This window comes from Calothrix sp. PCC 7507 (assembly GCF_000316575.1).
Taxonomy (GTDB): Bacteria; Cyanobacteriota; Cyanobacteriia; order Cyanobacteriales; family Nostocaceae; genus Fortiea.
The window spans coordinates 6,081,638-6,103,043 of record NC_019682.1; the positions used below are offsets into that span (position 1 = coordinate 6,081,638).

General features: G+C 43.2%; 18 protein-coding genes, 1 tRNA gene and 1 riboswitch. Of the genes, 11 read left to right on the forward strand and 8 right to left on the reverse strand.

Features of this window, described 5'->3' with window-relative positions:
• Nucleotides 1–257: 257 nt before the first annotated feature.
• The gene (locus CAL7507_RS26060) at nucleotides 258–476 is read left to right on the forward strand and encodes a DUF4327 family protein (protein ID WP_015131480.1); all 219 of its coding nucleotides are present in this window, start codon (nucleotides 258–260) and stop codon (nucleotides 474–476) included.
• 134 nt (nucleotides 477–610) lie between these two features.
• Here CAL7507_RS26060 and CAL7507_RS26065 read toward each other — a convergent pair whose 3' ends face one another.
• From CAL7507_RS26065 to CAL7507_RS26080, 4 genes are all read right to left on the reverse strand, one after another.
• On the reverse strand, nucleotides 611–1,888 hold the full coding sequence (locus tag CAL7507_RS26065) for an FHA domain-containing serine/threonine-protein kinase (RefSeq protein WP_015131481.1): 1,278 nt from the start codon (nucleotides 1,886–1,888) through the stop codon (nucleotides 611–613).
• Between the two features lie 101 nt (nucleotides 1,889–1,989).
• On the reverse strand, nucleotides 1,990–3,933 hold the full coding sequence (locus tag CAL7507_RS26070; protein WP_015131482.1) for a serine/threonine phosphatase: 1,944 nt from the start codon (nucleotides 3,931–3,933) through the stop codon (nucleotides 1,990–1,992).
• Nucleotides 3,934–4,289: 356 nt separating this feature from the next.
• A complete protein-coding gene (locus CAL7507_RS26075; RefSeq protein ID WP_015131483.1) occupies nucleotides 4,290–6,020 on the reverse strand; it encodes a PAS domain-containing sensor histidine kinase in 1,731 nt (576 codons plus the stop codon).
• A gap of 454 nt (nucleotides 6,021–6,474) precedes the next feature.
• Nucleotides 6,475–7,089, reverse strand: coding sequence for an rRNA large subunit pseudouridine synthase E (locus tag CAL7507_RS26080; protein ID WP_042342526.1), 615 nt, complete (start codon nucleotides 7,087–7,089; stop codon nucleotides 6,475–6,477).
• 244 nt (nucleotides 7,090–7,333) lie between these two features.
• Here CAL7507_RS26080 and CAL7507_RS26085 point away from each other — a divergent pair, with 244 nt between their 5' ends.
• The 4 genes from CAL7507_RS26085 (at nucleotide 7,334) to thiC (ending at nucleotide 10,875) form a co-directional block, all read left to right on the forward strand.
• Entirely contained in the window at nucleotides 7,334–8,206 is an 873-nt protein-coding gene (locus tag CAL7507_RS26085) for a phosphodiester glycosidase family protein (protein ID WP_015131485.1), read from the forward strand.
• A 60-nt stretch (nucleotides 8,207–8,266) separates the two neighbouring features.
• A complete protein-coding gene (locus tag CAL7507_RS26090) occupies nucleotides 8,267–9,034 on the forward strand; it encodes a Uma2 family endonuclease (protein WP_015131486.1) in 768 nt (255 codons plus the stop codon).
• Nucleotides 9,035–9,121: 87 nt separating this feature from the next.
• A complete protein-coding gene (locus CAL7507_RS26095; protein ID WP_015131487.1) occupies nucleotides 9,122–9,319 on the forward strand; it encodes a hypothetical protein in 198 nt (65 codons plus the stop codon).
• 78 nt (nucleotides 9,320–9,397) lie between these two features.
• Nucleotides 9,398–9,494, forward strand: a riboswitch (TPP riboswitch).
• 7 nt (nucleotides 9,495–9,501) lie between these two features.
• Nucleotides 9,502–10,875, forward strand: a complete 1,374-nt coding sequence (gene thiC / locus CAL7507_RS26100; protein ID WP_015131488.1) for a phosphomethylpyrimidine synthase — start codon at nucleotides 9,502–9,504, stop codon at nucleotides 10,873–10,875.
• 917 nt (nucleotides 10,876–11,792) lie between these two features.
• On the opposite strand, the gene CAL7507_RS26110 is transcribed toward thiC, so the two are convergent.
• Both CAL7507_RS26110 and pyrE read right to left on the reverse strand, forming a co-directional pair.
• Nucleotides 11,793–12,515, reverse strand: a complete 723-nt coding sequence (locus CAL7507_RS26110; protein ID WP_015131490.1) for an FkbM family methyltransferase — start codon at nucleotides 12,513–12,515, stop codon at nucleotides 11,793–11,795.
• A gap of 292 nt (nucleotides 12,516–12,807) precedes the next feature.
• Complete coding sequence (gene pyrE, locus CAL7507_RS26115) at nucleotides 12,808–13,428, reverse strand: orotate phosphoribosyltransferase (RefSeq protein ID WP_015131491.1); 621 nt, start codon at nucleotides 13,426–13,428, stop codon at nucleotides 12,808–12,810.
• A gap of 102 nt (nucleotides 13,429–13,530) precedes the next feature.
• Here pyrE and CAL7507_RS26120 point away from each other — a divergent pair, with 102 nt between their 5' ends.
• Nucleotides 13,531–13,944, forward strand: coding sequence for a hypothetical protein (locus CAL7507_RS26120; RefSeq protein WP_015131492.1), 414 nt, complete (start codon nucleotides 13,531–13,533; stop codon nucleotides 13,942–13,944).
• A gap of 140 nt (nucleotides 13,945–14,084) precedes the next feature.
• Here CAL7507_RS26120 and CAL7507_RS26125 read toward each other — a convergent pair.
• A tRNA-Ile gene (locus CAL7507_RS26125) sits at nucleotides 14,085–14,157 on the reverse strand.
• A gap of 188 nt (nucleotides 14,158–14,345) precedes the next feature.
• Here CAL7507_RS26125 and CAL7507_RS26130 point away from each other — a divergent pair.
• A complete protein-coding gene (locus CAL7507_RS26130) occupies nucleotides 14,346–15,047 on the forward strand; it encodes a hypothetical protein (protein WP_015131493.1) in 702 nt (233 codons plus the stop codon).
• 153 nt (nucleotides 15,048–15,200) lie between these two features.
• Nucleotides 15,201–16,571, forward strand: coding sequence for a hemolysin family protein (locus CAL7507_RS26135; protein ID WP_042341605.1), 1,371 nt, complete (start codon nucleotides 15,201–15,203; stop codon nucleotides 16,569–16,571).
• A 103-nt stretch (nucleotides 16,572–16,674) separates the two neighbouring features.
• Here CAL7507_RS26135 and queC read toward each other — a convergent pair whose 3' ends face one another.
• Nucleotides 16,675–17,352, reverse strand: a complete 678-nt coding sequence (gene queC / locus CAL7507_RS26140) for a 7-cyano-7-deazaguanine synthase QueC (RefSeq protein WP_015131495.1) — start codon at nucleotides 17,350–17,352, stop codon at nucleotides 16,675–16,677.
• Nucleotides 17,353–17,957: 605 nt separating this feature from the next.
• On the opposite strand from queC, the gene CAL7507_RS26145 reads away from it, so the two are divergent.
• From CAL7507_RS26145 to CAL7507_RS26155, 3 genes are all read left to right on the forward strand, one after another.
• Complete coding sequence (locus CAL7507_RS26145; RefSeq protein WP_015131496.1) at nucleotides 17,958–19,040, forward strand: Gfo/Idh/MocA family protein; 1,083 nt, start codon at nucleotides 17,958–17,960, stop codon at nucleotides 19,038–19,040.
• Nucleotides 19,041–19,400: 360 nt separating this feature from the next.
• Nucleotides 19,401–20,024 (forward strand): DedA family protein, encoded by a 624-nt coding sequence (locus tag CAL7507_RS26150; RefSeq protein WP_015131497.1) that lies wholly within the window; start codon nucleotides 19,401–19,403, stop codon nucleotides 20,022–20,024.
• A 230-nt stretch (nucleotides 20,025–20,254) separates the two neighbouring features.
• A complete protein-coding gene (locus CAL7507_RS26155; RefSeq protein WP_015131498.1) occupies nucleotides 20,255–21,406 on the forward strand; it encodes a ParM/StbA family protein in 1,152 nt (383 codons plus the stop codon).

Genomic DNA, 21,406 nt, shown 5'->3' on the forward strand with positions numbered 1-21,406 from the left:
CTTATGCAATTGTCAGGGCGACAAGTCTTTGTATTTCGAGTCCACTATGAGTGCTTGGTGGAACTAGCGTTTTGTGGTGGTAATTACCGTACAAAACCGAATTCACTCGCAACTTAGTAGAGTTAGTTATGGTATAGTTAGAAAGTTAAGACTAGCTTTGCCAAAGTACAACACTCCACGCATCGATGACAATTGCCAAACGGAAAGCAGTTTTGATTAAGTATTTACCAAGCAAAATTCTCAATTGAATCGAGGTTATGACTCAGCAAGTGATTCACCCTATGGTGAAATTGCAGCGTAACGTGCAATCACTCGTAGAATCGAATATCATCAAGCCCACTGATAGCATTTGGAAGATAGCTTTGCTCTATGGCAATGAGTGGCAGCACTGGAAACAGGAACTGCTAGATTTTGGCTTTAGTATGCAAGACCCAATCAGTGAATTGCTAGACGTAGAAACGTGGGACGAAAACTAAGCTATTACGCATTTAACTTGGATTATTTACCTGATGACGGTTAACAGTCTAATGACCATAAAGACTGTTTAGATAATTTAGACGCGAATCAGCTTAGAGAATAGGTCAAAACTCTTACCTAGTCCCCAATCTATTTATTTGCAGGCACTTAGTGCTTCAGCCAGTTCCTTAGCTGTTTGATAGCGATCGCGCGGCAGTGGTTCTGTACTGCGATCGATGATCTCTCTTAACTGGGGGGTAATAGTTGGAACGCTGGCTACTTCAAACCGGAAACTTCGTCCTCTTGGGCGATAAAACTTGAAAGGGTTTTCTCCTGTAAGGAGAAAAATTAGCGTTGGGCCAATGGCATACAAATCAGATTGGGTGAGAGGTTGTCCGCGTTCTTGTTCGGGAGCGCAGTAACCCTCAGCACCAATCCGAGTTCCTGGTGCCGTCCCAATTTCCTTAACAGCGCCAAAATCAAGTACCACAATGCGATTATCAGCATTTCGCACCATCAGGTTAGCGGGTTTGATGTCGCGGTGAATTAGTGGTGGTTCTTGACTATGGAGATAATGTAAGATATCGCAAGTTTGGATCATCCAAGCGATCGCTTGGCTGGGAATTACTGGTCCGGTAGTATAAATGCGTTTTTCTAAATCCTGCCCGTGGACTAATTCCATTGCCAGGTATTTTTTGCCGTCTTCAACAAAAAAGTCATAATATTGGGGAATTCCCCTATGGTTAAGCGACTTGAGAGTATACGCTTCTCGTTCAAACAACTCTTGAGCCTTGGCAATTTTCACCATATTGGCATTCATCTGCTTTAACACCAATAGTTGCGGGTGTCCGGCAATCAAACCTGCTGCATCCCAAGCCAAATAAGTAGTACCCATCCCCCCTTGTCCCAGAGTTCGCAACACCTGATAGTGCCGAATCTGATGTTGCACTGAGATTGGTTGACCACAGTGGATGCAAAATAAATTACTAGGAGAGTTGCCTTCGTGGGTACAAGTATAAGATAAAGTCGGAGATTTTTGGGCTGTAGAAACTGGTTTAGCAGTACTTGCTGATATTTCTGGCATCTGCTGCTGCAGCCAAGAGTTTGGTGGTGTCACCTCCTGAAGTTGGAATTTGAGTATCGGTCCTCCTAATGCCATTTGCAGGAGAGAATTATCAGGTAGTTGACATTGATTAATCAGAACACCGTTGAGGAAAGTACCGTTTGTACCTTGACTAATAACCTGCCATGAATCGCCATTGCTGGCAGAATTTATTAGCCTCAGTTCCAGATGATGCCGGGAAACCAAACTATCAGTTAAAACAACGTGATTATCCGCCGCTCGACCAACCCGAATCACGGAGGAGTTTTCAAAGCACCATTGCTTGAGTGGTGTTTTCTGTTGCGGTTCTAACAGAGTCAGAGTAACCACGATACAACCTATAAGGTAAAGGGACTGGGTATGGGGGACTGGGTATTAGGTATTGGGGATATTAAAGTATTCTCTCTTAGTCCCCAGTCCCCAGTCCCCATTTATCTTTGACTATCCAGATTGGGGCGCACTTTTGCCCGGATAAGTATAGCAGTAATATTGTCATGACCGTTGTATTGATTTGCTAAATCAATTAAGTCTGTAACACCCCCTTCGAGATTAGTACCGGAACTCAGCAGAGAAAGTAGATGATTTTGCCAATGTATTTCTAGTAAATCATTATCTGATAAACCATCTGACGCCAAAATGAGCAGGCTATCTTCATTAATCTCGAAAAACTCTACATCAGGCTTGATTGAGTGTTCGTCGCGGGGACCCAAAGCCTGGGTGAGTTGGTAGGCGTCTGGGCGAGCGTAAGCTATGGTGGCTTCTACTCCTCGGGCAATTTCCCGTTGACCGACTTCATGATCTACAGTAATTTGTTCCAGTCCACGCTTGCGAGTTAAGCGATAGAGACGGCTATCTCCCACATGAGCAACAGCAGCATAAGTATCTTGAACTAAGAGCATTACCAGAGTAGTACCCATGCGCCCAACCCCAGAACGGGCATCTTGTTGATTGAGGTCGTAAATTGCCTGATTAGCTAAATACACCGCCTCACGGATGCTATCTTCTGTTGGTAGTTGCTTAGTAGTCCAGTGTTCTTGAAAGTATTGCCGCAGAGTATTGACTGCCAGTTCACTGGCTATTTCACCTCCAGCGTGTCCTCCCATACCGTCGCAGAGAATATACAACCCACGTGCTTGCAGAACTCGACTTCTGGGCAATTCCAACTTGTTAAGTTTAGTGTCAATGCCAAAGTAGTCTTCGTTGTGATGACGCTGACGCCCCACATCTGTACGTCCGGCATCTTCCAAGCTGCTTAACTGCATGGGCAGCACCACTGTTGGCATATCATCGTTTCTATTACTGGAATCCTCTGCCTCATCTAATAGCAGAGTTGTGGCTGCTGCGGTAGATTTTTCTTTTATTAGTGGATAAATTTCGGTTGCGGGTGCTTCTAGTTCAGCGGCTATGGTTTCTAAACGCGATCGCAACTGTGCGATCGTCTCAATCTTACCTTGCTCCAAATCCCCCAACATTTGCACTATAATGCCAAATTGAGTACGTTGGGACTGTTTAAATAGCTGCTGCCAAACTCGCCCTAGAGCTTTGATAGTTAAAGGTTGCTCTTGGTCAGTAACTGTTTGCACTTCAGCATCCACTGGTTCAGATAGAGACTGATTATTCTCCACATACAACTGTCTTAAAGCCAGCGTTTGGTCTTCATCCAATCGCAGATTCGACAAATTCAAGAGACTTTGACGACAATTCACCGGTTCCAATACTGACCAGAGTTGGGTCATTTGGTAACACCAGTGTAAAATTTGTAACGAACTTGTTGTGTCTTGTTTCCATAAATCAAGTAAATGCTGCCAACTCAAGCGGTCTTGAATTAGTACCAACTGCATATTACCCTGCTGCCACGCATCGTGAATCAGTGGTATCCCTGGATGCCCTTGAAATTTCAATTCAATATAAGGTTTAGCTTGGCAAGGAATTCCACTCACTCCTGCTGATGGCGTGACTAATCCCTTTTGCTGATTTACTAGCATTGCCCCAAGAGGCGAAATTTGATAGGGTTTGCAGTCTAAAACTCTCAGTCCGATCTCTTTATTAGCAGTGGTTTCCTCTTGATTTGGTAGTGATTCTAATAATTGATAGCGCTGCTCTTGGTCTAAATAAGAACCTACTACAAGCTGAGAACTCAGCGGTAGAGAAGATATTCCTCCCTCATCACCTGAATCCTCTCTAGTGGCTTCCTGGGTAATAATTGCCCACCACACTGTTCCACAATCTGCACCACATTGATGACAATTTTGTGCATCTACTAGTACGGAGGTACTGCATTGAGGACAGACCTTGTGGGTCAGAGAGGTGCCACAGTTTTGACAAAATTTATTGCTATTAGAGTTTTCAAATTTACACTGAGGGCAAATCAGCATAGTGGAAGTTCCTTCATTCCCATTCCAAGGTGCTTCTAGCCACTAAGATCCAAAGTGCCACAATTACCTGCCCTTGCCTACAGTAGTCCTACAAGAGATTAAACTGCTTACAGAAGCTGGAGAAGGATTAAGGCTAAAAGAGAAGGGTTAAAGGGATGTAATTTTCCTTTGCTTCTTACCCTTTTAACTTTCCCTCTCTTGCGAAAGTATTTTTTGCAAGAGGTCTATTGTGGTTTCACGAATGAATTTTGGTAGCAGTATTAATTGTGACGCATATTAGCTAAATATTTCAGCTATTGACAAGTCAATTCCTCACATCACGACGGAGTCTCCCTCACCCTGCTCCCTCTTCTCTTTCACAATTCATTACTCAGTGGTAATTGGATAGCAAAACAGGTACGGTTTGACCCACTTTCAACTTCAATTGTTCCTCTTAAGTATTTAGTGATTTTTTGGACTAGTGCCAGTCCTAATCCTGTACCACCCTGTTTCCAGGGATCATTACTAGGAATACGATAAAACTTGTCGAAAATGTGGGGTAATTCCGAGCTAGGAATTTCTACACCTGAATTGATTACCTGAAATTGCAGATATTGAGATTTTAATTGAGCTGAAACTGTGATTTCAGCATCTGGAGGACTAAATTTACAGGCATTGGTGAGTAGCTCGATCAAAATGCGTTCTAGACTGAATGGATCGCACGCCAGTAGGGGGAGGTTGGGAGCTATACTCAGACGCAACTTTTGCTGACAAGAGTTACGATTGCGAGCTTTAAATAAATCTACCACCCGATAAAGCCAATCTTGGACTGGAATTGTTTCCAACACCAAGGGTTTAGCGCCTGTATCCAGCCTTTGTAAATCGAGGAAGTTGTTAATTAAATTAATTTCGCGATCGCATTCGTTGTCTAAAATTTCAAAATAGCGCGCTGCTTTTGAGCGTTCTGCTTGTGGCTTCGCCATTTCTGACAAAAAGTTCTGCTCTCGATTCAGTGCAATTCCCAGCATCTGAATCGCCATTTTCATATTAGTTAGTGGTGTGCGTAGTTCATGGGATACAGTACTCAAAAACTCATCTTTCAAGCGATTGAGGCTTTCCATCTCCTCCAACTGCGCTTGTATCCCTTCTTGAGAGCGTTTTAGCGCCACTTCTGCTAATTTCCGCTCTGTGATATCAATACAACAACCTATATAACCAGCAAACTTACCGTTGGGTGTAAATCTAGGAACACCAGTATCTAAAATCCAACGATATTCGCCATCGTGGCGTTTGAGTCGATATTCTCTCTCAAATTTTGCTCGTGCATGAAAAGCCGAATCGTAAGTTTCTTGGCAAAAATCCTGCTCTTGTGGATGCACTTCTTTGAGCCAGCCTAATGCTTGCTGCTGCTTAATACTACGTCCAGTGAACTTTAACCAAGACTTATTAAAAAATGTAAACAGTCCATCACATCCAGCCATCCACAACATCACTGGTGCCGTATCAGCCATAGTATGAAAGCGTTGTTCGCTTTCGCGCAAAGCATCTTCTGCTTGCTTGTGAGCAGTTATATCTTCACAAACCATCAGAATTACAGGATTTTTCCGCATAAACTTCTCAGACGGGTTACTTTCTGGCAGGAAGTTTCCATCTCCGCTAGGCAATAACCGGGCGATAACTTTTACCCATAAAATCTTACTGCTAGGGCAATCCAAACAAAATTCCCAATTGGCAATTTCAGTTTTCGGTGCGCCTCTTAATAACCCCATGAATGCATCAGCTAATCTTTGTTGCTCCGAACGAGCAAATAAGTTGAAAACAGACTGATTGAGCAATTCTTCACGAGTGTAACCAAGACAATCCGCACCAAATTGATTTACAGATAAAATTATTCCCGTCGTATCCAAACTGAAGTAAACAGAAGGGATATTTTCATAAAGCCGACGATACCACTGAAGTTCTTCTTGAGTACGACGCAAAGTTTCTGTCGTGCAAAGTTCGACATCGGGCGATCGTTCAGGTACAAGTTCCAAGCGTGCAGGTGTTCCAGACAAGATATCATCCTGTTGGCGCGGGTCATGCCAGATCGATTGCTGATTACGACTCATAAGACTTAAACTTGCACCCAAGGGCTGATGTAGACAGGGCAGGAATAAAAAAAGATTATTATACTGCTTTTGGCTTGATTTTTGTCAAAGGGTGTGAATAATAACTTATGTAAAGAAATTTGGCAACTTTTTAGAGTTTTAGTTGATGGCTTCAAGGGATTTGTATTAAATGTTGATCAATCTATATTAAGTAGGTCGGCATTAAGTAGGTCGGCGCAAATAAAGTTCATTAAAGAGGGTCGTCATTTGTCATTGTTCAGGATTTAAGGCATATTTACTTTTTGTAACTACGATTTATGTTGATTTCTACTAGATGGCAATGAGTGAACCACTAAATGCAGGGTGAAGGCATCTATATCCGGAAATTCCAGTTTGAGAATATGGAATGAGAAAACAGGAGAGAACCTCGTTGCTGGAGTTCATCCCGCTACGCTAACGTGAGCGTGGTTGTTTATTATTTCTTTCTAGTAACTATTCTGCCTACTTTAGGCATATTATGCAGAAATTGGATCTCAATGGGTGTGAGGTCGCGCCACTCACCCGGTTGTAGACCGTCTAACTGGATGTGGGCAATGCTCACCCTTACCAAACGCAAAGTCGGAAATCCCACAGCCGCTGTCATTCGCCGCACTTGGCGATTTTTTCCCTCGGTCAAAGTCATTTCTAGCCAAGCTGTTGGGACATTTTTCCGAAATCTAATTGGTGGATCGCGTTCTGGTAAAGTCGGTTCTGTTGATAATAGCCTCACTTGTGCTGGTCGAGTGCGGTAATCTTGAATTTCTACACCAGTTTGCAGTTGTGCGATCGCATCTTCATCAGGAATTCGCTCAACCTGCACCCAATAAGTGCGTTGATGCCCAAACCTCGGATCAGAAAGACGATGTTGTAATTGTCCGTTGTTTGTCAGCAGCAATAACCCTTCACTATCCCAATCCAAACGCCCCACGGGATAGACATTACTGACCTGGATATAGTCTTTTAGGGTTCTATGTTTTTCCGTCTCCTGTGTAAACTGACTCAGGACACCATAAGGTTTATGAAAAATAATATATCTAAAGTCATTTGTCATTGGGCATTGGGGAGGCTCAAGTTTGAGCCTTTGAGGCTGACTGACATCTTGTACCAGTTGCAATACATTTTTTGTAGGGTGGGTACTGCCCACCATTGCCTGGAACCCTTGTATTTGAGTTGGTGGGCAATGCCCATCCTACTCGACAGTTGAGCGTTTGAACGTAACCAATTCCAATTCCCCATACTCTCATTACGTAACAAAATGGGCATTCTAATAAAAACGATATGGGGGAGAGTGGATAATGCTAAGTTCTAAAATGAGTCGGCGGTCTTTCTTGTTTCTAGGAAGTGCAGCATTAGCACAAGGATTAACCTTAACATTACCCGCTACTGCTCAAACTGTACAAGTGAAGAAAGTTAAAGTAAACGGTATTTCTTTCTACCAAACAATTATCGACCTCACAGACCCAAAAACTTTTATCACTATGGGTTTAGCGAATAATGCAAATTTTGCCAATACCATTCAGAAAACTAGTGGTGATGAAGAATTTAATAGACTAGTAGCACGTCATCGCGCTGCTGCGATCGCCAATGGAACTTTTTTCGCCAAGAATGCCCAAAAAACAGTCATGGGTAACATGGTAGCAGGCGGAAAATTCTTGAAATATAGCCAGTGGGAGAATTTTGGGACTACTTTGGGGTTACGAGTGGGAAATCAACCAGAAATGGTAACAGCGCGAGTTGATGGTAAACCAGAATGGAATCAACATTGGTTTTCTCTCACCTGTGGCCCCAGACTTTTACGAAAGGGCGAGATTTGGCTGAACCCACAGATTGAAGGGTTTAAAGATCCCGCTGTTTTAGGTACTGGCGATAGGACAGCAATTGGGTTTACTGCTGACGGGAAAAAACTATTTTTAGTAAATTTTGATACTAGTTTAAATTTGCAGCAAGAAGCCCAAGCTATGAAAGCCATTGGTTGTCATGAAGCGATGAACTTAGACGGTGGCGCATCAAAAGCCTTAGCCGCTAACAGTCAAATTTTAGTCCCAGCCGGTCGCCCACTAACTAACGTGATTGTAGTCTATGACGCCAAGAATCCGGCTCCTGAGACACTACAACAGGCGTGGGTGAAGTTTCAAAAAGGCGATCGCCCCGTAGCATCTGGTATTTAAACCAATCAGCTTTAGCTTAAAATAAAGACAAACGAGTCTCTAACCAAGCGCCAAAGTTCTATGACTCTTGCCAAACCTTCTGAACTAGGCATCACCCATCTCCCAGATCACACTGAGTTACCAGAGTCAGATGGTAGTTTTGTGTTCGCGGAGCGTGCCGGAGGCAAAAATTTTCAAGAACATCCCCAAAGTCTCCTGCTGACTGATTCCATTACAGAGCGATTGCAGCAATTACATCCTGATAATCAATATGCTATCGGTCAAGATAGTGGTATATATTGGCGTTTAACTGACCCTCCAGAAAGAGGCGCTGAAGCTCCCGATTGGTTTTATGTGCCGAATGTATCACCGATGTTAAATGGTCAGTATCGGCGTTCTTACGTTTTATGGCAAGAATATGTTGCGCCACTAATCGTCTTGGAATTTGTGTCTGGTGATGGTTCCGATGAGCGGGATAATACGCCTATTAGTGGTAAATTTTGGGTGTATGAACAAGCAATTCGAGTTCCGTTTTACGGCATTTATGAGTTTAGTAAAGCTTCAGTAGAAGTTTATCACCTGGTAGATGGGAGGTATCAATTACTGCCAGCCAATGAAAGAGGACACTATCCCATTTTCCCGATGGGTGTGGAATTGGGTATTTGGCAAGGACAATATAAAAACATGGAAGCGCCTTGGTTACGCTGGTGGGATGCACAAGGGAATTTATTGTTGAATAGCGATGAAAAATCCCAACAATTAGCATCTCAGTTAGAACAACAACAACAAAAAGCCAAACGCTTGGCTCAAAAGTTGCGCCAGTTGGGAATTGAACCTGATGATGTGTAAAGAAAAAGAATCCGCGCTCTTCTTTGCGTCTTTGCGCCTCTGCGTGAGATAAAAATTTTTATGTCATCACAACAACTGGGAATACCTATGAGCAAACCAAACTTTAATGCCATGAGCAAGGCAGAATTACGCGCTTATGTCATTGCACACCAAGATGATCAAGAGGCTTTTTACGCACTGGCGGATCGTTTGACTGCAAAACCACCCACTGCAACTTATCCCGCCTCTATGACACCAGAAGAAATTCACAAGGCAATATTAGACATTATCCAGCAAAAAGAGTGATCGCCCTTTAACCGTCCCCACATCCTCAGAAATTGTTAACACCCCTCCCCCTAGCCACAATCAAAGTGGTACAATCAATTCCCATGCTAGGGGTGCCTGAAATACTAGGCTGAGATCACACCCTTAACACCTGAGTCTGGGTAATACCAGCGGAGGGAAGCTGTTTATCGAGGAATTTCAATATGCGGACAGAATGGGTTGCAAAGCGCCGTGGACACAGCAATGTTTCTCAAATGCACTACGCCCGTCAGGGTGTGATCACCGAAGAAATGCACTACGTCGCCCAGCGGGAAAATCTTCCTGCTGATCTCATTCGTGAGGAAGTGGCGCGGGGACGGATGATTATCCCTGCGAACATTAATCACACTAACTTAGAACCGATGGCGATCGGCATTGCCTCTAAATGTAAAGTCAATGCTAATATCGGAGCCTCACCCAACTCTTCCAATCTTCAAGAAGAAGTTGATAAGCTCAACTTGGCGGTGAAATACGGTGCTGATACCGTGATGGACTTGTCCACAGGTGGCGGTAACTTAGATGAAATTCGCACCGCCATCATCAACGCTTCCCCCGTTCCCATTGGTACAGTGCCAGTTTACCAAGCTTTAGAAAGTGTCCACGGCACAATTGAAAAGCTTACCCCCGATGACTTTCTGCATATCATCGAAAAACACGCCCAACAAGGGGTAGACTATCAAACCATCCACGCCGGGATTTTGATTGAGCATTTACCCTTAGTAAGAGACCGGATCACTGGTATTGTCTCTCGCGGTGGCGGTATTCTGGCGCGGTGGATGCTACATCACCATAAACAAAACCCACTTTACACCCATTTCCGCGACATCGTTGAGATTTTCAAGAGATATGATGTCTCCTTCAGTTTAGGGGATTCCCTGCGCCCTGGCTGCACCCATGACGCTTCAGATGCCGCCCAATTAGCAGAATTGAAAACCCTCGGACAGCTAACTCGCAAAGCCTGGGAAGATGACATCCAGGTGATGGTAGAAGGGCCTGGACACGTCCCAATGGATCAAATTGAGTTCAACGTCCGTAAGCAGATGGAAGAGTGTTCAGAAGCCCCTTTCTATGTTTTAGGGCCATTGGTGACAGATATTGCTCCCGGTTATGACCACATCACCTCAGCGATCGGCGCAGCGATGGCAGGATGGTACGGTACTGCTATGCTGTGCTACGTTACACCGAAAGAACATTTGGGATTACCCAACGCCGAAGATGTGCGGAATGGGTTAATTGCTTACAAAATAGCAGCCCATGCAGCAGATATCGCTAGACATCGCCCGGGTGCGAGAGATAGAGACGATCAACTTTCCGAAGCCCGTTATAATTTCGACTGGAATCGTCAGTTTGAATTATCACTCGACCCAGAAAGAGCTAAGGAATATCATGACGAAACTTTACCTGCAGATATTTATAAAACTGCTGAGTTTTGTTCGATGTGTGGGCCTAAGTTCTGTCCGATGCAAACCAAGGTTGATGCTGATGCTTTGACTGAGTTGGAGAAGTTCTTGGCGAAGGAACCAGTGGCGCAAGGATAAGATAATTCTCGTTAAACATCGTTACTAAGTTGAACTTGGTAACGATGTTTTGGCGATTAAAAAGTAATTTGACTGAAAAGCAATTTTTATGACCGTAGTAATAATACTCCTAGCATTGTTAACTCTCATAGGGATTGGCTTTGGATTCTTTACTTTGGTCGATTATGCAGACACAAAGTATCACTTCAACATTTTTTATTTTGGCTGGTTGTCACTTATCCCGCCTGCATTAGCCTCATTAGGTTTTTTTGTAGTTATAAATAGAGGTAGGAATTATTGGCAAGCTTTGCACTCAGGAGATATTAATGTTGTTATATCCCTAGTATTAGCAACCATAGTATTCATAGGAATTCTTACACTTATTTGCCGACAGACAAATCTTTGGGTTGCACTATTGATAATGTTGATAGCACCTCCATACTTGTTGCTTTCTGTGCTACTTTTTGTCCTTTATGCTATTGGGTATGTCCTTTATGTTATTGGGCTTGTAGTGAGATAATGAATATTAATAAAATAACAAAATATTGGATATATAAATATTTTTATTACTTAAATGACTCGCCAACCTCATGACCAATTTGCAAAATAATATTTGGAAGAATTGTTACAAAGACTGAGTAAAGAAGAAATTTAGGATATAATCCATCTAAATTATCATGCTGTCAACTGCATAAAATCATTGCGTCGTGCAGAAAACAAGCTTGAAAATCTTCTGCTTCTATAGCTACTTTTGAAGAATAATGGCAAGAACCTCAAGATTTTTGTAGTCTTTGGATACCACCGCCAAATCAAACAAGTGCTTAGGAGTTGTAGATAGTACTGCGCTAACTCAACCCAAAAAGGATAATATACAAAAGGCGATCGCTTTTATTTAGAGAAGTGCGATCGCACTAACAATCTACAAACTATTGTTCTTGTTAAGACGATGTTTGAGAACGCACCATCAAACAATCATATTCAACAACGCAACCTTGAGGATCGCGAAAGGCAGGAAATAAATCAACAAGCTGAAACCCTAAATATTCATAATACCTCAAAGCATCTAAGTATGAAGGTATATTATCGTAGTTAGGCTGCACGGATATTTCTGATTGCAAACACAAAACTTTATCTAGACATTTGCTTGCACCTTTAACAACTTCCATGTCATATCCTTGAGTATCCATCTTTAAGAAGATGCGAGGTTCGGGAACTAAAGCGAGAATCTCTTCTAGAAGCGAGTCTAGTGACCTGATTTTCACCTCACAGGAATTAACCGTTTTTGGCATATCAGCCTTAGGTACTAGAAATGAACTCAATTCCGAATAAGAGTTCAAATTAAAGGTAGCCGTAGTATCCTCTTTCCCCAACGCAAAATTGTATCCTCTCCACAGGGTATCCTGTTGCAAATTATGCTGAAGAGTACCAAATATCTCTGGATTTGGCTCAAAACTAAGAATGTGTTCTTTATACCCGAGTTTTCTGATGCTTTCTGCATAGGAACCAATGTTAGCTCCCACATCAATGACACAGTTAATTCTTAATTTCTTCAAAAGATCGATTAAGTAAGTTTGATAAAAAAAACGATCTAAATTTTCTTCCAGAGGTCTTGGTACTTTAACACCTGCTGACATTAAAGAATAAGCAATGTTTCTTAACATTTTCGCAACTCCCTATGGTAGACGGCTAACTGGAACTTATTGAAGATGCGTTCCACGAAGCATACAGTACCAGACGTAATTTACTAACCTAAGTTGCTAGTTATATTACTGATCGCTAAAACATTAAAAAACTTGATTTAAACATTATTGCTGAGGCTAAACCGACACATAAGAGATATGTACAAAATGCGATCGCGCTCATAGCTCATACTAGTAGAAGTAGTAGAAATATCCAAGAATACGATCGCATTCTTTGTTAAACAGAGTTGCAGCGCCTTCCTAAATTTCCCCTCTAATTCCCCAATTCTCGATACCGCTGCTGAAGATCCTCAATCGTAAACACGACTTCAAACTTCAACCCTACAGACTGATAAAACTCTGCCCCGCCTTGCTTTCTATCAATCAGTGAAATTACTCGGTTGACAGTATAACCTGCTTCCCTAAGACGCTCCACAGCTTTCATCGCCGATTGTCCGGTAGTGACAACATCTTCCAACACTACTACTTCAGCACCTTCTGGCAAACTGGGGCCTTCTATATAAGCTTTAGTTCCATGTCCCTTAGCTTCTTTGCGAATAATCAACGCTGGAATCGGTCGTTTTTCATAAGCTGAAACCACACTCACCGCTGTGACAACGGGGTCAGCCCCCAATGTTAAACCCGCTACCGCCTGAACGTCGGAAGGTAAAAAAGACAGGAGAATGCGACCAATTGCTAAAGCACCTTGGGGGTGGAGTGTTACCTGTTTACCATTGATGTAATAAGTGCTGCGTTGTCCAGAAGAGAGGACAAAATCACCCTCTTGATAGGCGAGTTGGCAAAACAAATCTAGTAACTTATAGCGCAGAGTAGTCAAATCAGCAGTAGCAGACCAAATATCTGAATTGGTCAGGGTTTCAGTAGGATACGTCATTACAAAACATTAAAAGTTGTGCTACACCAAAGGTTGAACTGAATTAGAGTTCTGCATTTAAGCATAAGTTAAGATTCGCCCAAAAATTGAGGAGTTATCAACATGGGTATAAAAACTAAAACCTTGGGTGGTTTATTTGTACTGCTAACTGCTAGTATTGCTTTTCCTTCTGTTGTCGCCGCCCAAACGGAAGCACCTAATTATGAAACAGCTAACGATGCATTTGACAGAGCTTTTTTTCGGCACGATCGCAATTTCTACGAAAATACTAGCTACAACCGTCAGCTAAACTCCATATTCGGGTCTTTCCCCGAAAATGAAATCGCCGACGATGCTGAACTAGTTAACACTCTCTATCGAGATGTCCTCACCCAGCAGGTAGGTAACGATCCATATATTCGTACGCCCGATCTACCAAATCCATACGGCACATCACTGCTGATGTCTCCTCGCCTGAATGCCAATCAACTCAAAGTTGGGACTGAATTCCGGTTTGATGGTACATCACCACGCTAAGGGTGGTGAGTGTTGGGTGCTGATTAGAGAACTAAAAATGAGGAGTAAGGTTAGACTTAAGTTTTACCCCGAAAGAAGTTACATAGTTAATCAAAATCCATGATTTACTACTCAGCACTCAATACTCAACACCGACTAAATCCAGGGTGCAGGAGTTGAACCTGCCTAGCACGAATTATGAGTTCGTTGCCTCAACCGCTCGGCCAACCCTGGTCGAATCTCATTGTAGCGCTACTTTACCAATTTGTGTGCTACCGAAAACAGTTTACCAGATTTTTATACCAGATAATTTGACAGCGAAATAGTGCAGACTAATATTGATTAAGTTCTTTTAAGGATTGAGGCATACAGCTTCAGTACGTTTAAATAAACAAGCATTCTTATGCAATAGCCTGTCAGCGATGAAATTAAATTCCACTGTACTTCTTACGTTAATTTTGTTAGTCCTGATGTTGGGAGCAGGTTCTCTCAGTGGTTTTTGGGGGTTTACTCTAGGGAGTTCAGCCCTTAAAGGAGTGACAACACCAGATGGTCGTCCCACCACGAAATTTGCTAGCAATAAGGCATCTAACCCGCAGCAGGGAGGGTTGACACTATTAAAAGAGGAAGAAATTCTGAAAATTGTCAAAGCACGAATTGAGGGTAAGACCAAGGCTGCTAAATCCGAAAAGCTAGAGGAAGATGATGAAGAGACCAATAGCAGCAAGCCCAAGCCAGAGGAAAAACCCCAAGAAGTGGCTGAAGAAAAACTCCAGAAAGGATTTCCGATCACCTCAGAAAATGAAGGTGTAACTCTGTCTGTGCAATCTGTTCGCTACTCTGGCGGTGATTTACTACTGAAAGTCAAAATGCAGAACAAAGGTGCTGATTCTGTGCGATTCCTGTATAGTTTTTTAGATGTCACCGATGATAAAGGAAGAACCCTGAGTGCTAGTACAGAAGGTTTGCCAGCAGAATTACCGGCCAATGGTCCAGCTTTTTCAGGACTAGTAAGCATTCCTACAGCTTTACTCGATGATGTGAAAAAGGTATCACTTGCTCTGACTGATTATCCCGATCAAAAATTAAAGCTGGAGGTATCGAATATTCCTGTTGAAAAGTAATTGGGAATGGGGGACTGGGGACTGGGGACTGGAGACTGGGAATTTTACTCCCTTATCTCCCGACTCCCTTGTCTCCGTTCCTCCAGGCCCCCTTGCTATTTCCCATTTCCTAATTTCAAGAGCCGGGGCGTAAGTTGTACACGAGCTTTAGCGGTGAGTGGTTTTCCTAGTTTGATTTGGACAGATGTGGGTTTGCGATTGTTATCAGTTCTGGTACTGATTGCCATCAATGCCTTTTTTGTCACGGCCGAGTTTTCAATGGTGACAGTGCGGCGATCGCGTATTCATCAGTTGGTGAAAGCTGGTGACATCCCAGCGATCGCCGTCGAAATGCTGCAACGTAGTATTGACCGATTGCTATCTACCACCCAGTTAGGTATTACCCTCTCTAGTTTGGCGTTGGGGTGGATTGGGGAAAATTCCATTGTCTTGCTGGTAAACGCATGGCTAAAAACTTGGACCCTACCCGATAGAATGACTAATTTCATAGCTCATTCCTTCTCAATCCCGATTGCCTTTTTTTTGATAGCCTATCTGCAAATTGTTTTAGGAGAACTATGTCCTAAATCAGTAGCTATGCTGTATTCAGAACAGCTAGCCAGGTTTTTGGGACCATCGGTAAAAGCGATCGTCCGCTTTTTTAGCCCCTTTATTTGGATTCTTAACCAATCCAACTACTGGCTACTACGACTTTTTGGGATTGAATACACAGGTCAAGGCTGGAGACCACCTGTGACTTCAGAAGAGTTACAGCTGATCATCTCGACAGAGCGAGAATCCACCGGTTTACAGCTTTCAGAGCGAGAACTGCTCAATAATGTCTTTGAGTTTGGGGATGTCACAGCCCAAGACGTGATGATTCCCCGTACCAGCATCATCGCTTTACCCAAAGACGCCTCCTTCCAGCGATTACTCAAAGAAATGGCTTCTACAGGTCATTCACGCTATCCCGTAATTGGCGAGTCTTTAGACGACATTCGTGGCATTGTTTACTTTAAAGACTTGGCACAACCCTTAGCTGTCGGCAAGCTGACTTTAGAAACATCAATTCAACCTTGGATGCGTCCAGCTAGATTTGTCCCAGAGCATACGGCTTTGAGTGAATTATTGCCCATGATGCAGCAAGAAAAACCCGCTATGGTCATGGTAGTGAACGAATTTGGGGGTATCGTGGGGCTGGTGACACTCCAAGATGTGATCGCGGAAATTATTGGTGATGCAGGCGTACTAGACAGCACGGAAGATTTGCTGATCCAGATGTTAGACGATCGCACGTTTCTAGTACAGGCACAAATCAACCTAGAAGACCTCAACGAAGTCTTGGATATCAATTTACCCCTGACAAAGGAATACCAGACATTAGGAGGCTTTGTGCTGTACGAGTTGCAGAAAATTCCTGCCAAGGGCGAAACCTTCTTGTATCAAAATCTCGAATTTACCGTAGTCTCAATTGTTGGACCACGACTACACCAAATCCAACTGCGACGCTTGGAAGAGGAAAGGGAGCAGGGGGAAGGGGAGTAGGGGGGCAGGGGGGCAGGGGGGCAGGGGGGCAGGGAGCAGGGAGCAGGGGGAGTAAAATTCTTATTCCTCAATGACTAGTGACAAATGACCAATGACAAATGACCTAATGAGCATAAGGAAGCGCATCTTCCAAGCCCAATTCAGCGAAAGCCGCTAGTCTTAGACGACAAGAATCGCAAACACCGCAAGCAATATCACCACCAGCATAGCAAGACCAAGTTAGCTCCCAAGGAACGCCGAGTTGGTTGCCGAGTTGGATGATTTCGGTTTTTTTCAAGTTAATCAGGGGTGCAACAATGGTAATGGGTTGTCCCTCACGTCCTTGTTTGGTTCCTAGGCGGAATACTTCCTGCATTGCCTGGATATAATCAGGGCGACAATCAGGATATCCAGAATAGTCTAAAGCGTTGACCCCGATGTAGACACGTTCAGCCGCGATCGTTTCCGCGTAGGCTAGGGCAAAGCTTAAAAAGATGGTATTCCGTGCAGGTACATAGGTTACGGGAATATTTTGAGACATTTCATCTAGAGAACGCTCTTGAGGTAAAGCGATCGCATCGTCCGTCAGCGCCGAACCGCCCCATAGCCGTAAATCAAAATTCACTACCTGATGTTTGCTCACCCCAGCTTTCTGCGCGACGAGGAGGGCAGACTGTAACTCTCGCCGATGTCGCTGCTGGTAATCAAAAGAAATAGCGTGACATTCACAACCATCAGCCTTAGCTTGGTAAAGAATTGTGGAAGAGTCTAACCCCCCAGATAATAAAATTACAGCTTTCATCTCGGTTTTAAATTTTGGATTTCAAATTGCCAAATTACACCTTCAGATCCCCTACACTCTCTTTGGTAATAGCGATTTTTCCGCCCCAGACAGCCGCAGGATATCATCTACACCGATGTGTTCCCGAAATTGGATTGCGAAACCTGTAGGTGTTGCAAATAATTATGCAAAAATTATTTCAGTGTATCAGTGGTAGCTATTCCAAATAGATTTTTTTTAGAGCAACTCTAAGTGTGACATTTTCAGTTTTTTGTGATTTTCCTGACAATAAATTATTAGGTTTCAATTGTATCAATTAGATATTGATCCCGGTAATTAATTACCTGACTGCCACCTAAGAATTTCCACTTACGTCTTACTTAGTTTTTTAAGCTAATAAAAAGACATATTGGATTTTGTGTAAAGTGCAAAAAATAGATCAATTCGCAACTGACTATACAAAAGACACCGAGATTGCGGGAACCCACAATAAACTTTGAAATTCTTCATAAATAGAACCTCTATGTTACCATCTGGATGGTTTTAGACGGATCGTAACTGGCTCTTAAGTATAAAGGCCAACGACCGTAGCGTCTCTAAATTTGGTGGTTGAGGAGAGAATAAGAGTGCAAAATAGCATGTCAGTGGCAGAACCGAATCCATACACACAGCGCAATCAGCCACGACCGATTCGCATAGGCGTAATCGGAGTGGGTAACATGGGGCAACATCACACCCGCGTCCTGAGTTCAATGAAAGATGTTGAACTGGTAGGTGTGTCAGACATTAATGTTGAGCGGGGATTAGAAACCGCTAGCAAATACAAGGTAAAATTTTTTGAGGATTACTGTGACTTGTTACCCCATGTGGAAGCAGTTTGCGTTGCTGTTCCCACCCGCCTGCATTACGCTGTGGGCATTAACTGTCTGTTAGCGGGAATTCATGTTTTGATTGAAAAGCCGATCGCTGCCAGTATTTCTGAGGCAGAATCCTTAGTAAATGCTGCAGCCGAGTCTCAGTGTATCCTGCAAGTAGGACATATTGAGCGCTTCAATCCAGCATTCAGAGAACTGAACAAAGTGCTGAAAACTGAGGAACTGCTGGCATTAGAAGCCCACCGTATGAGTCCATATTCTGATCGGGCGAATGATGTTTCGGTTGTGCTGGATTTAATGATCCACGATATTGACTTGCTGCTAGAACTAGCTGCCTCCCCAGTGGTGAAATTGACCGCTAGCGGTACTCGCGCTTTAGACTCTGGTTATTTAGATTACGTTACTGCTACCTTGGGATTTGCCAATGGTATTGTAGCTACTTTGACTGCCAGCAAGGTTACTCATCGCAAAATTCGTCGTATCGTTGCCCACTGCAAAAGTTCATTCACTGAGGCAGATTTTCTCAAGAATGAGATTTTGATTCACCGACAAACAAATTCCAACGCTCTCAATGATCATCGACAAGTGCTTTACAGGCAAGATGGAATAATTGAGAAAGTCTACACCACGAACATTCAGCCCTTGAGTGCAGAGTTGGAACATTTTGTCAACTGCGTACACGGTGGCAATCAACCTTCGGTCGGTGGTGAACAAGCTCTAAAAGCTTTAAGATTGGCAAGTTTAATTGAGCAGATGGCTTTGGAAGAAAGGGTCTGTAACCCATTAGACTGGCAATCGGAACCACGAGTGCAATCATTAACCCCGACAGTCTAAAAACAAGAGGGAGAGAAGAATTCAAAAGTCAAAAGTCAAAAGTGATAAAATCTTTTGACTTTTGCATTTTCTACCTTTTCTCTCACTCGTCCTCTGAATATTTCTCAGTACAATTGCCAATTTTAGCTAACCAAGTTATCTTGACTCCAGCAAGCTATAGCAATCCTATTTGAGTTTTGAAAAAATCTAAGTATTTGTAGGGTGGGCATTGCCTACCATATTCTGGGTTTTGTAAGGCATAGCCCTGCCTACGTAATACTTCAAAAATCAAATACTAGTCCTATAGGATAATTAACTTTTGAGAAAGCTAACGCTGAATTTAGCAACCGAATTGGTGCAAAAATTTCAGGAACTGACTTGATGCTTGAATGGATAACTAATACTATAAACTCCCTAGGCTATTGGGGAATCGCTTTGCTGATGTTCCTAGAGAACCTCTTTCCCCCAATTCCTTCAGAACTGATTATGCCACTGGCAGGATTTACAGCAAGTCCAAATCAACCAGGAGGGGCAAAGCTAAGTATAATTTACGTGTTTGTCGCCGGACTTTTCGGTTCTGTACTTGGGGCACTTGTCTGGTATTATCCAGGTAAACTTTTGGGTGAAGCTCGCTTAAAAGCTTGGGCTAACAAATACGGCAAATGGCTAGCTATATCGAGTCAAGATATCGATAAGGCGAAGCGCTGGTTTGATAGGCAAGGTAGTAAAGCTGTATTGATTGGTCGCCTTGTGCCGGGTGTGCGGACGTTGATTTCTGTGCCTGCAGGCATCAGCAACATGCATCTGCTACCATTTTTATTTTACACAACTCTGGGTAGCGCTGCCTGGGTAGGTTTGCTAACATACTCAGGATACTTGTTGGGTAGCCAGTATAAACTTGTGGACGAGTACCTTGCTCCTGTATCCAAAATTGTTCTTGGGAGTTTGGTTCTAGCATTTGCTGTCTGGGTGTTTAGGCGCAAGCGCAAAAGCACCAGAAAATAAACCACACAGGCTTTTGATGTGAAGACAGGTTTAAAGTATACCCAAAATTCGCCTACACTATGGCAAATAGTGCTAAATGCGCGTTGGCAAAGCCCAATGGAGGTATCACCTCAATTAACTTTTTGCGTATTTCTAGCTACACTTGACGCAACCGGGAATTTCTGGTAGCTCGCATTTTTGTAAGATGAGCATGATAACTTTTTACAGTTAAGTTAGGATTAGGAGCTTTCATGACAGACCAACCTTCCGCAGCTACTCCAATAAATGCCGCAGCTATCCCAATGAATAGAGTGTCGGCATCTACACCCATCAATTCCACTACAGGTACTAAGCTACCAAGTACCATTTCGGGTAAAGCTATTCTCAGTGTTGATTTAGGCAGAACTTCCACAAAAACTTGTGTCAGCCGCGAACCAGGTAATGTGGTATTTGTACCCGCCAACGTCAAGCAAACCTCTATCGAACAGGTACGTGGGGGCACATTTGAAGCCCGTGCTACTGACCCTTTAATGGATTTGTGGCTAGAGTATCAAGGTAGTGGATATGCTGTGGGTCAACTGGCAGCAGACTTTGGGGCAAATCTGGGAGTGGGTCAATCTAAAGTAGAATCTGCGATAGTCAAAGTGTTAGCGAGTGCTGGTTATTTCAAACTCAAAGACGAAGTTTCAGTTGTATTGGGTTTGCCTTTCCTTTCTTTAGAGCAATTTGAAAAGGAAAAAGCACAGTTAATTAGCCAGGTAACTGGTCCCCATGTGTTTAATTTTCGAGGCGAATCTGTGAGCCTGAATGTCAGTAAAGTTTGGGTCATGCCAGAAGGCTATGGTAGTCTGCTGTGGTCTGAAGCTCAACCAAAAAGACAACCTAATAGCCCTGATTTTACAAAAATATCGGTGGCGATCGTCGATATTGGCCATCAAACCATCGATCTGTTGATGGTAGATAATTTCCGCTTTGCTCGAGCTGCTTCCAAGAGTGAAGACTTTGGAATGAATAAGTTTTATGAACTAGTCGCAGCTCAAATCGACAGCGCAGATAGTCAATCGCTGGCATTAATTTCTGCCGTCAACAAACCCAAGGGTGAACGTTTTTACCGTCCTAGAGGTGTCAATAAGCCCACCAACCTAGACGACTTCCTCCCCAACCTCATAGAACAGTTTTCTCGAGAAATTTCTGCCCGTGTATTAGCGTGGTTGCCAGAACGGGTAACGGATGTAATTCTCACTGGTGGAGGTGGTGAATTTTTCTGGGAAGATGTGCAACGCCTACTGAAAGAAGCCCAAATTAATGCTCATTTAGCAGCACCTTCTCGACAAGCTAATGCTCTGGGGCAGTATATTTATGGAGAGGCCCAGTTGTCCTCCAGTCGCTCCGCTAGGGCTTAA

What these genes read in the sequence shown, in the direction of transcription:
- CAL7507_RS26060 (WP_015131480.1), top strand. Translation starts at nt 258, where the DNA reads ATGACTCAGCAAGTGATTCACCCTATGGTGAAATTGCAGCGTAACGTG.
- CAL7507_RS26070 (WP_015131482.1), bottom strand. Translation starts at nt 3,933, where the DNA reads ATGCTGATTTGCCCTCAGTGTAAATTTGAAAACTCTAATAGCAATAAA.
- CAL7507_RS26075 (WP_015131483.1), bottom strand. Translation starts at nt 6,020, where the DNA reads ATGAGTCGTAATCAGCAATCGATCTGGCATGACCCGCGCCAACAGGAT.
- CAL7507_RS26080 (WP_042342526.1), bottom strand. Translation starts at nt 7,089, where the DNA reads ATGACAAATGACTTTAGATATATTATTTTTCATAAACCTTATGGTGTC.
- CAL7507_RS26085 (WP_015131485.1), top strand. Translation starts at nt 7,334, where the DNA reads ATGCTAAGTTCTAAAATGAGTCGGCGGTCTTTCTTGTTTCTAGGAAGT.
- CAL7507_RS26090 (WP_015131486.1), top strand. Translation starts at nt 8,267, where the DNA reads ATGACTCTTGCCAAACCTTCTGAACTAGGCATCACCCATCTCCCAGAT.
- CAL7507_RS26095 (WP_015131487.1), top strand. Translation starts at nt 9,122, where the DNA reads ATGAGCAAACCAAACTTTAATGCCATGAGCAAGGCAGAATTACGCGCT.
- thiC (WP_015131488.1), top strand. Translation starts at nt 9,502, where the DNA reads ATGCGGACAGAATGGGTTGCAAAGCGCCGTGGACACAGCAATGTTTCT.
- CAL7507_RS26110 (WP_015131490.1), bottom strand. Translation starts at nt 12,515, where the DNA reads ATGTTAAGAAACATTGCTTATTCTTTAATGTCAGCAGGTGTTAAAGTA.
- pyrE (WP_015131491.1), bottom strand. Translation starts at nt 13,428, where the DNA reads ATGACGTATCCTACTGAAACCCTGACCAATTCAGATATTTGGTCTGCT.
- CAL7507_RS26120 (WP_015131492.1), top strand. Translation starts at nt 13,531, where the DNA reads ATGGGTATAAAAACTAAAACCTTGGGTGGTTTATTTGTACTGCTAACT.
- CAL7507_RS26130 (WP_015131493.1), top strand. Translation starts at nt 14,346, where the DNA reads ATGAAATTAAATTCCACTGTACTTCTTACGTTAATTTTGTTAGTCCTG.
- queC (WP_015131495.1), bottom strand. Translation starts at nt 17,352, where the DNA reads ATGAAAGCTGTAATTTTATTATCTGGGGGGTTAGACTCTTCCACAATT.
- CAL7507_RS26150 (WP_015131497.1), top strand. Translation starts at nt 19,401, where the DNA reads ATGCTTGAATGGATAACTAATACTATAAACTCCCTAGGCTATTGGGGA.
- CAL7507_RS26155 (WP_015131498.1), top strand. Translation starts at nt 20,255, where the DNA reads ATGACAGACCAACCTTCCGCAGCTACTCCAATAAATGCCGCAGCTATC.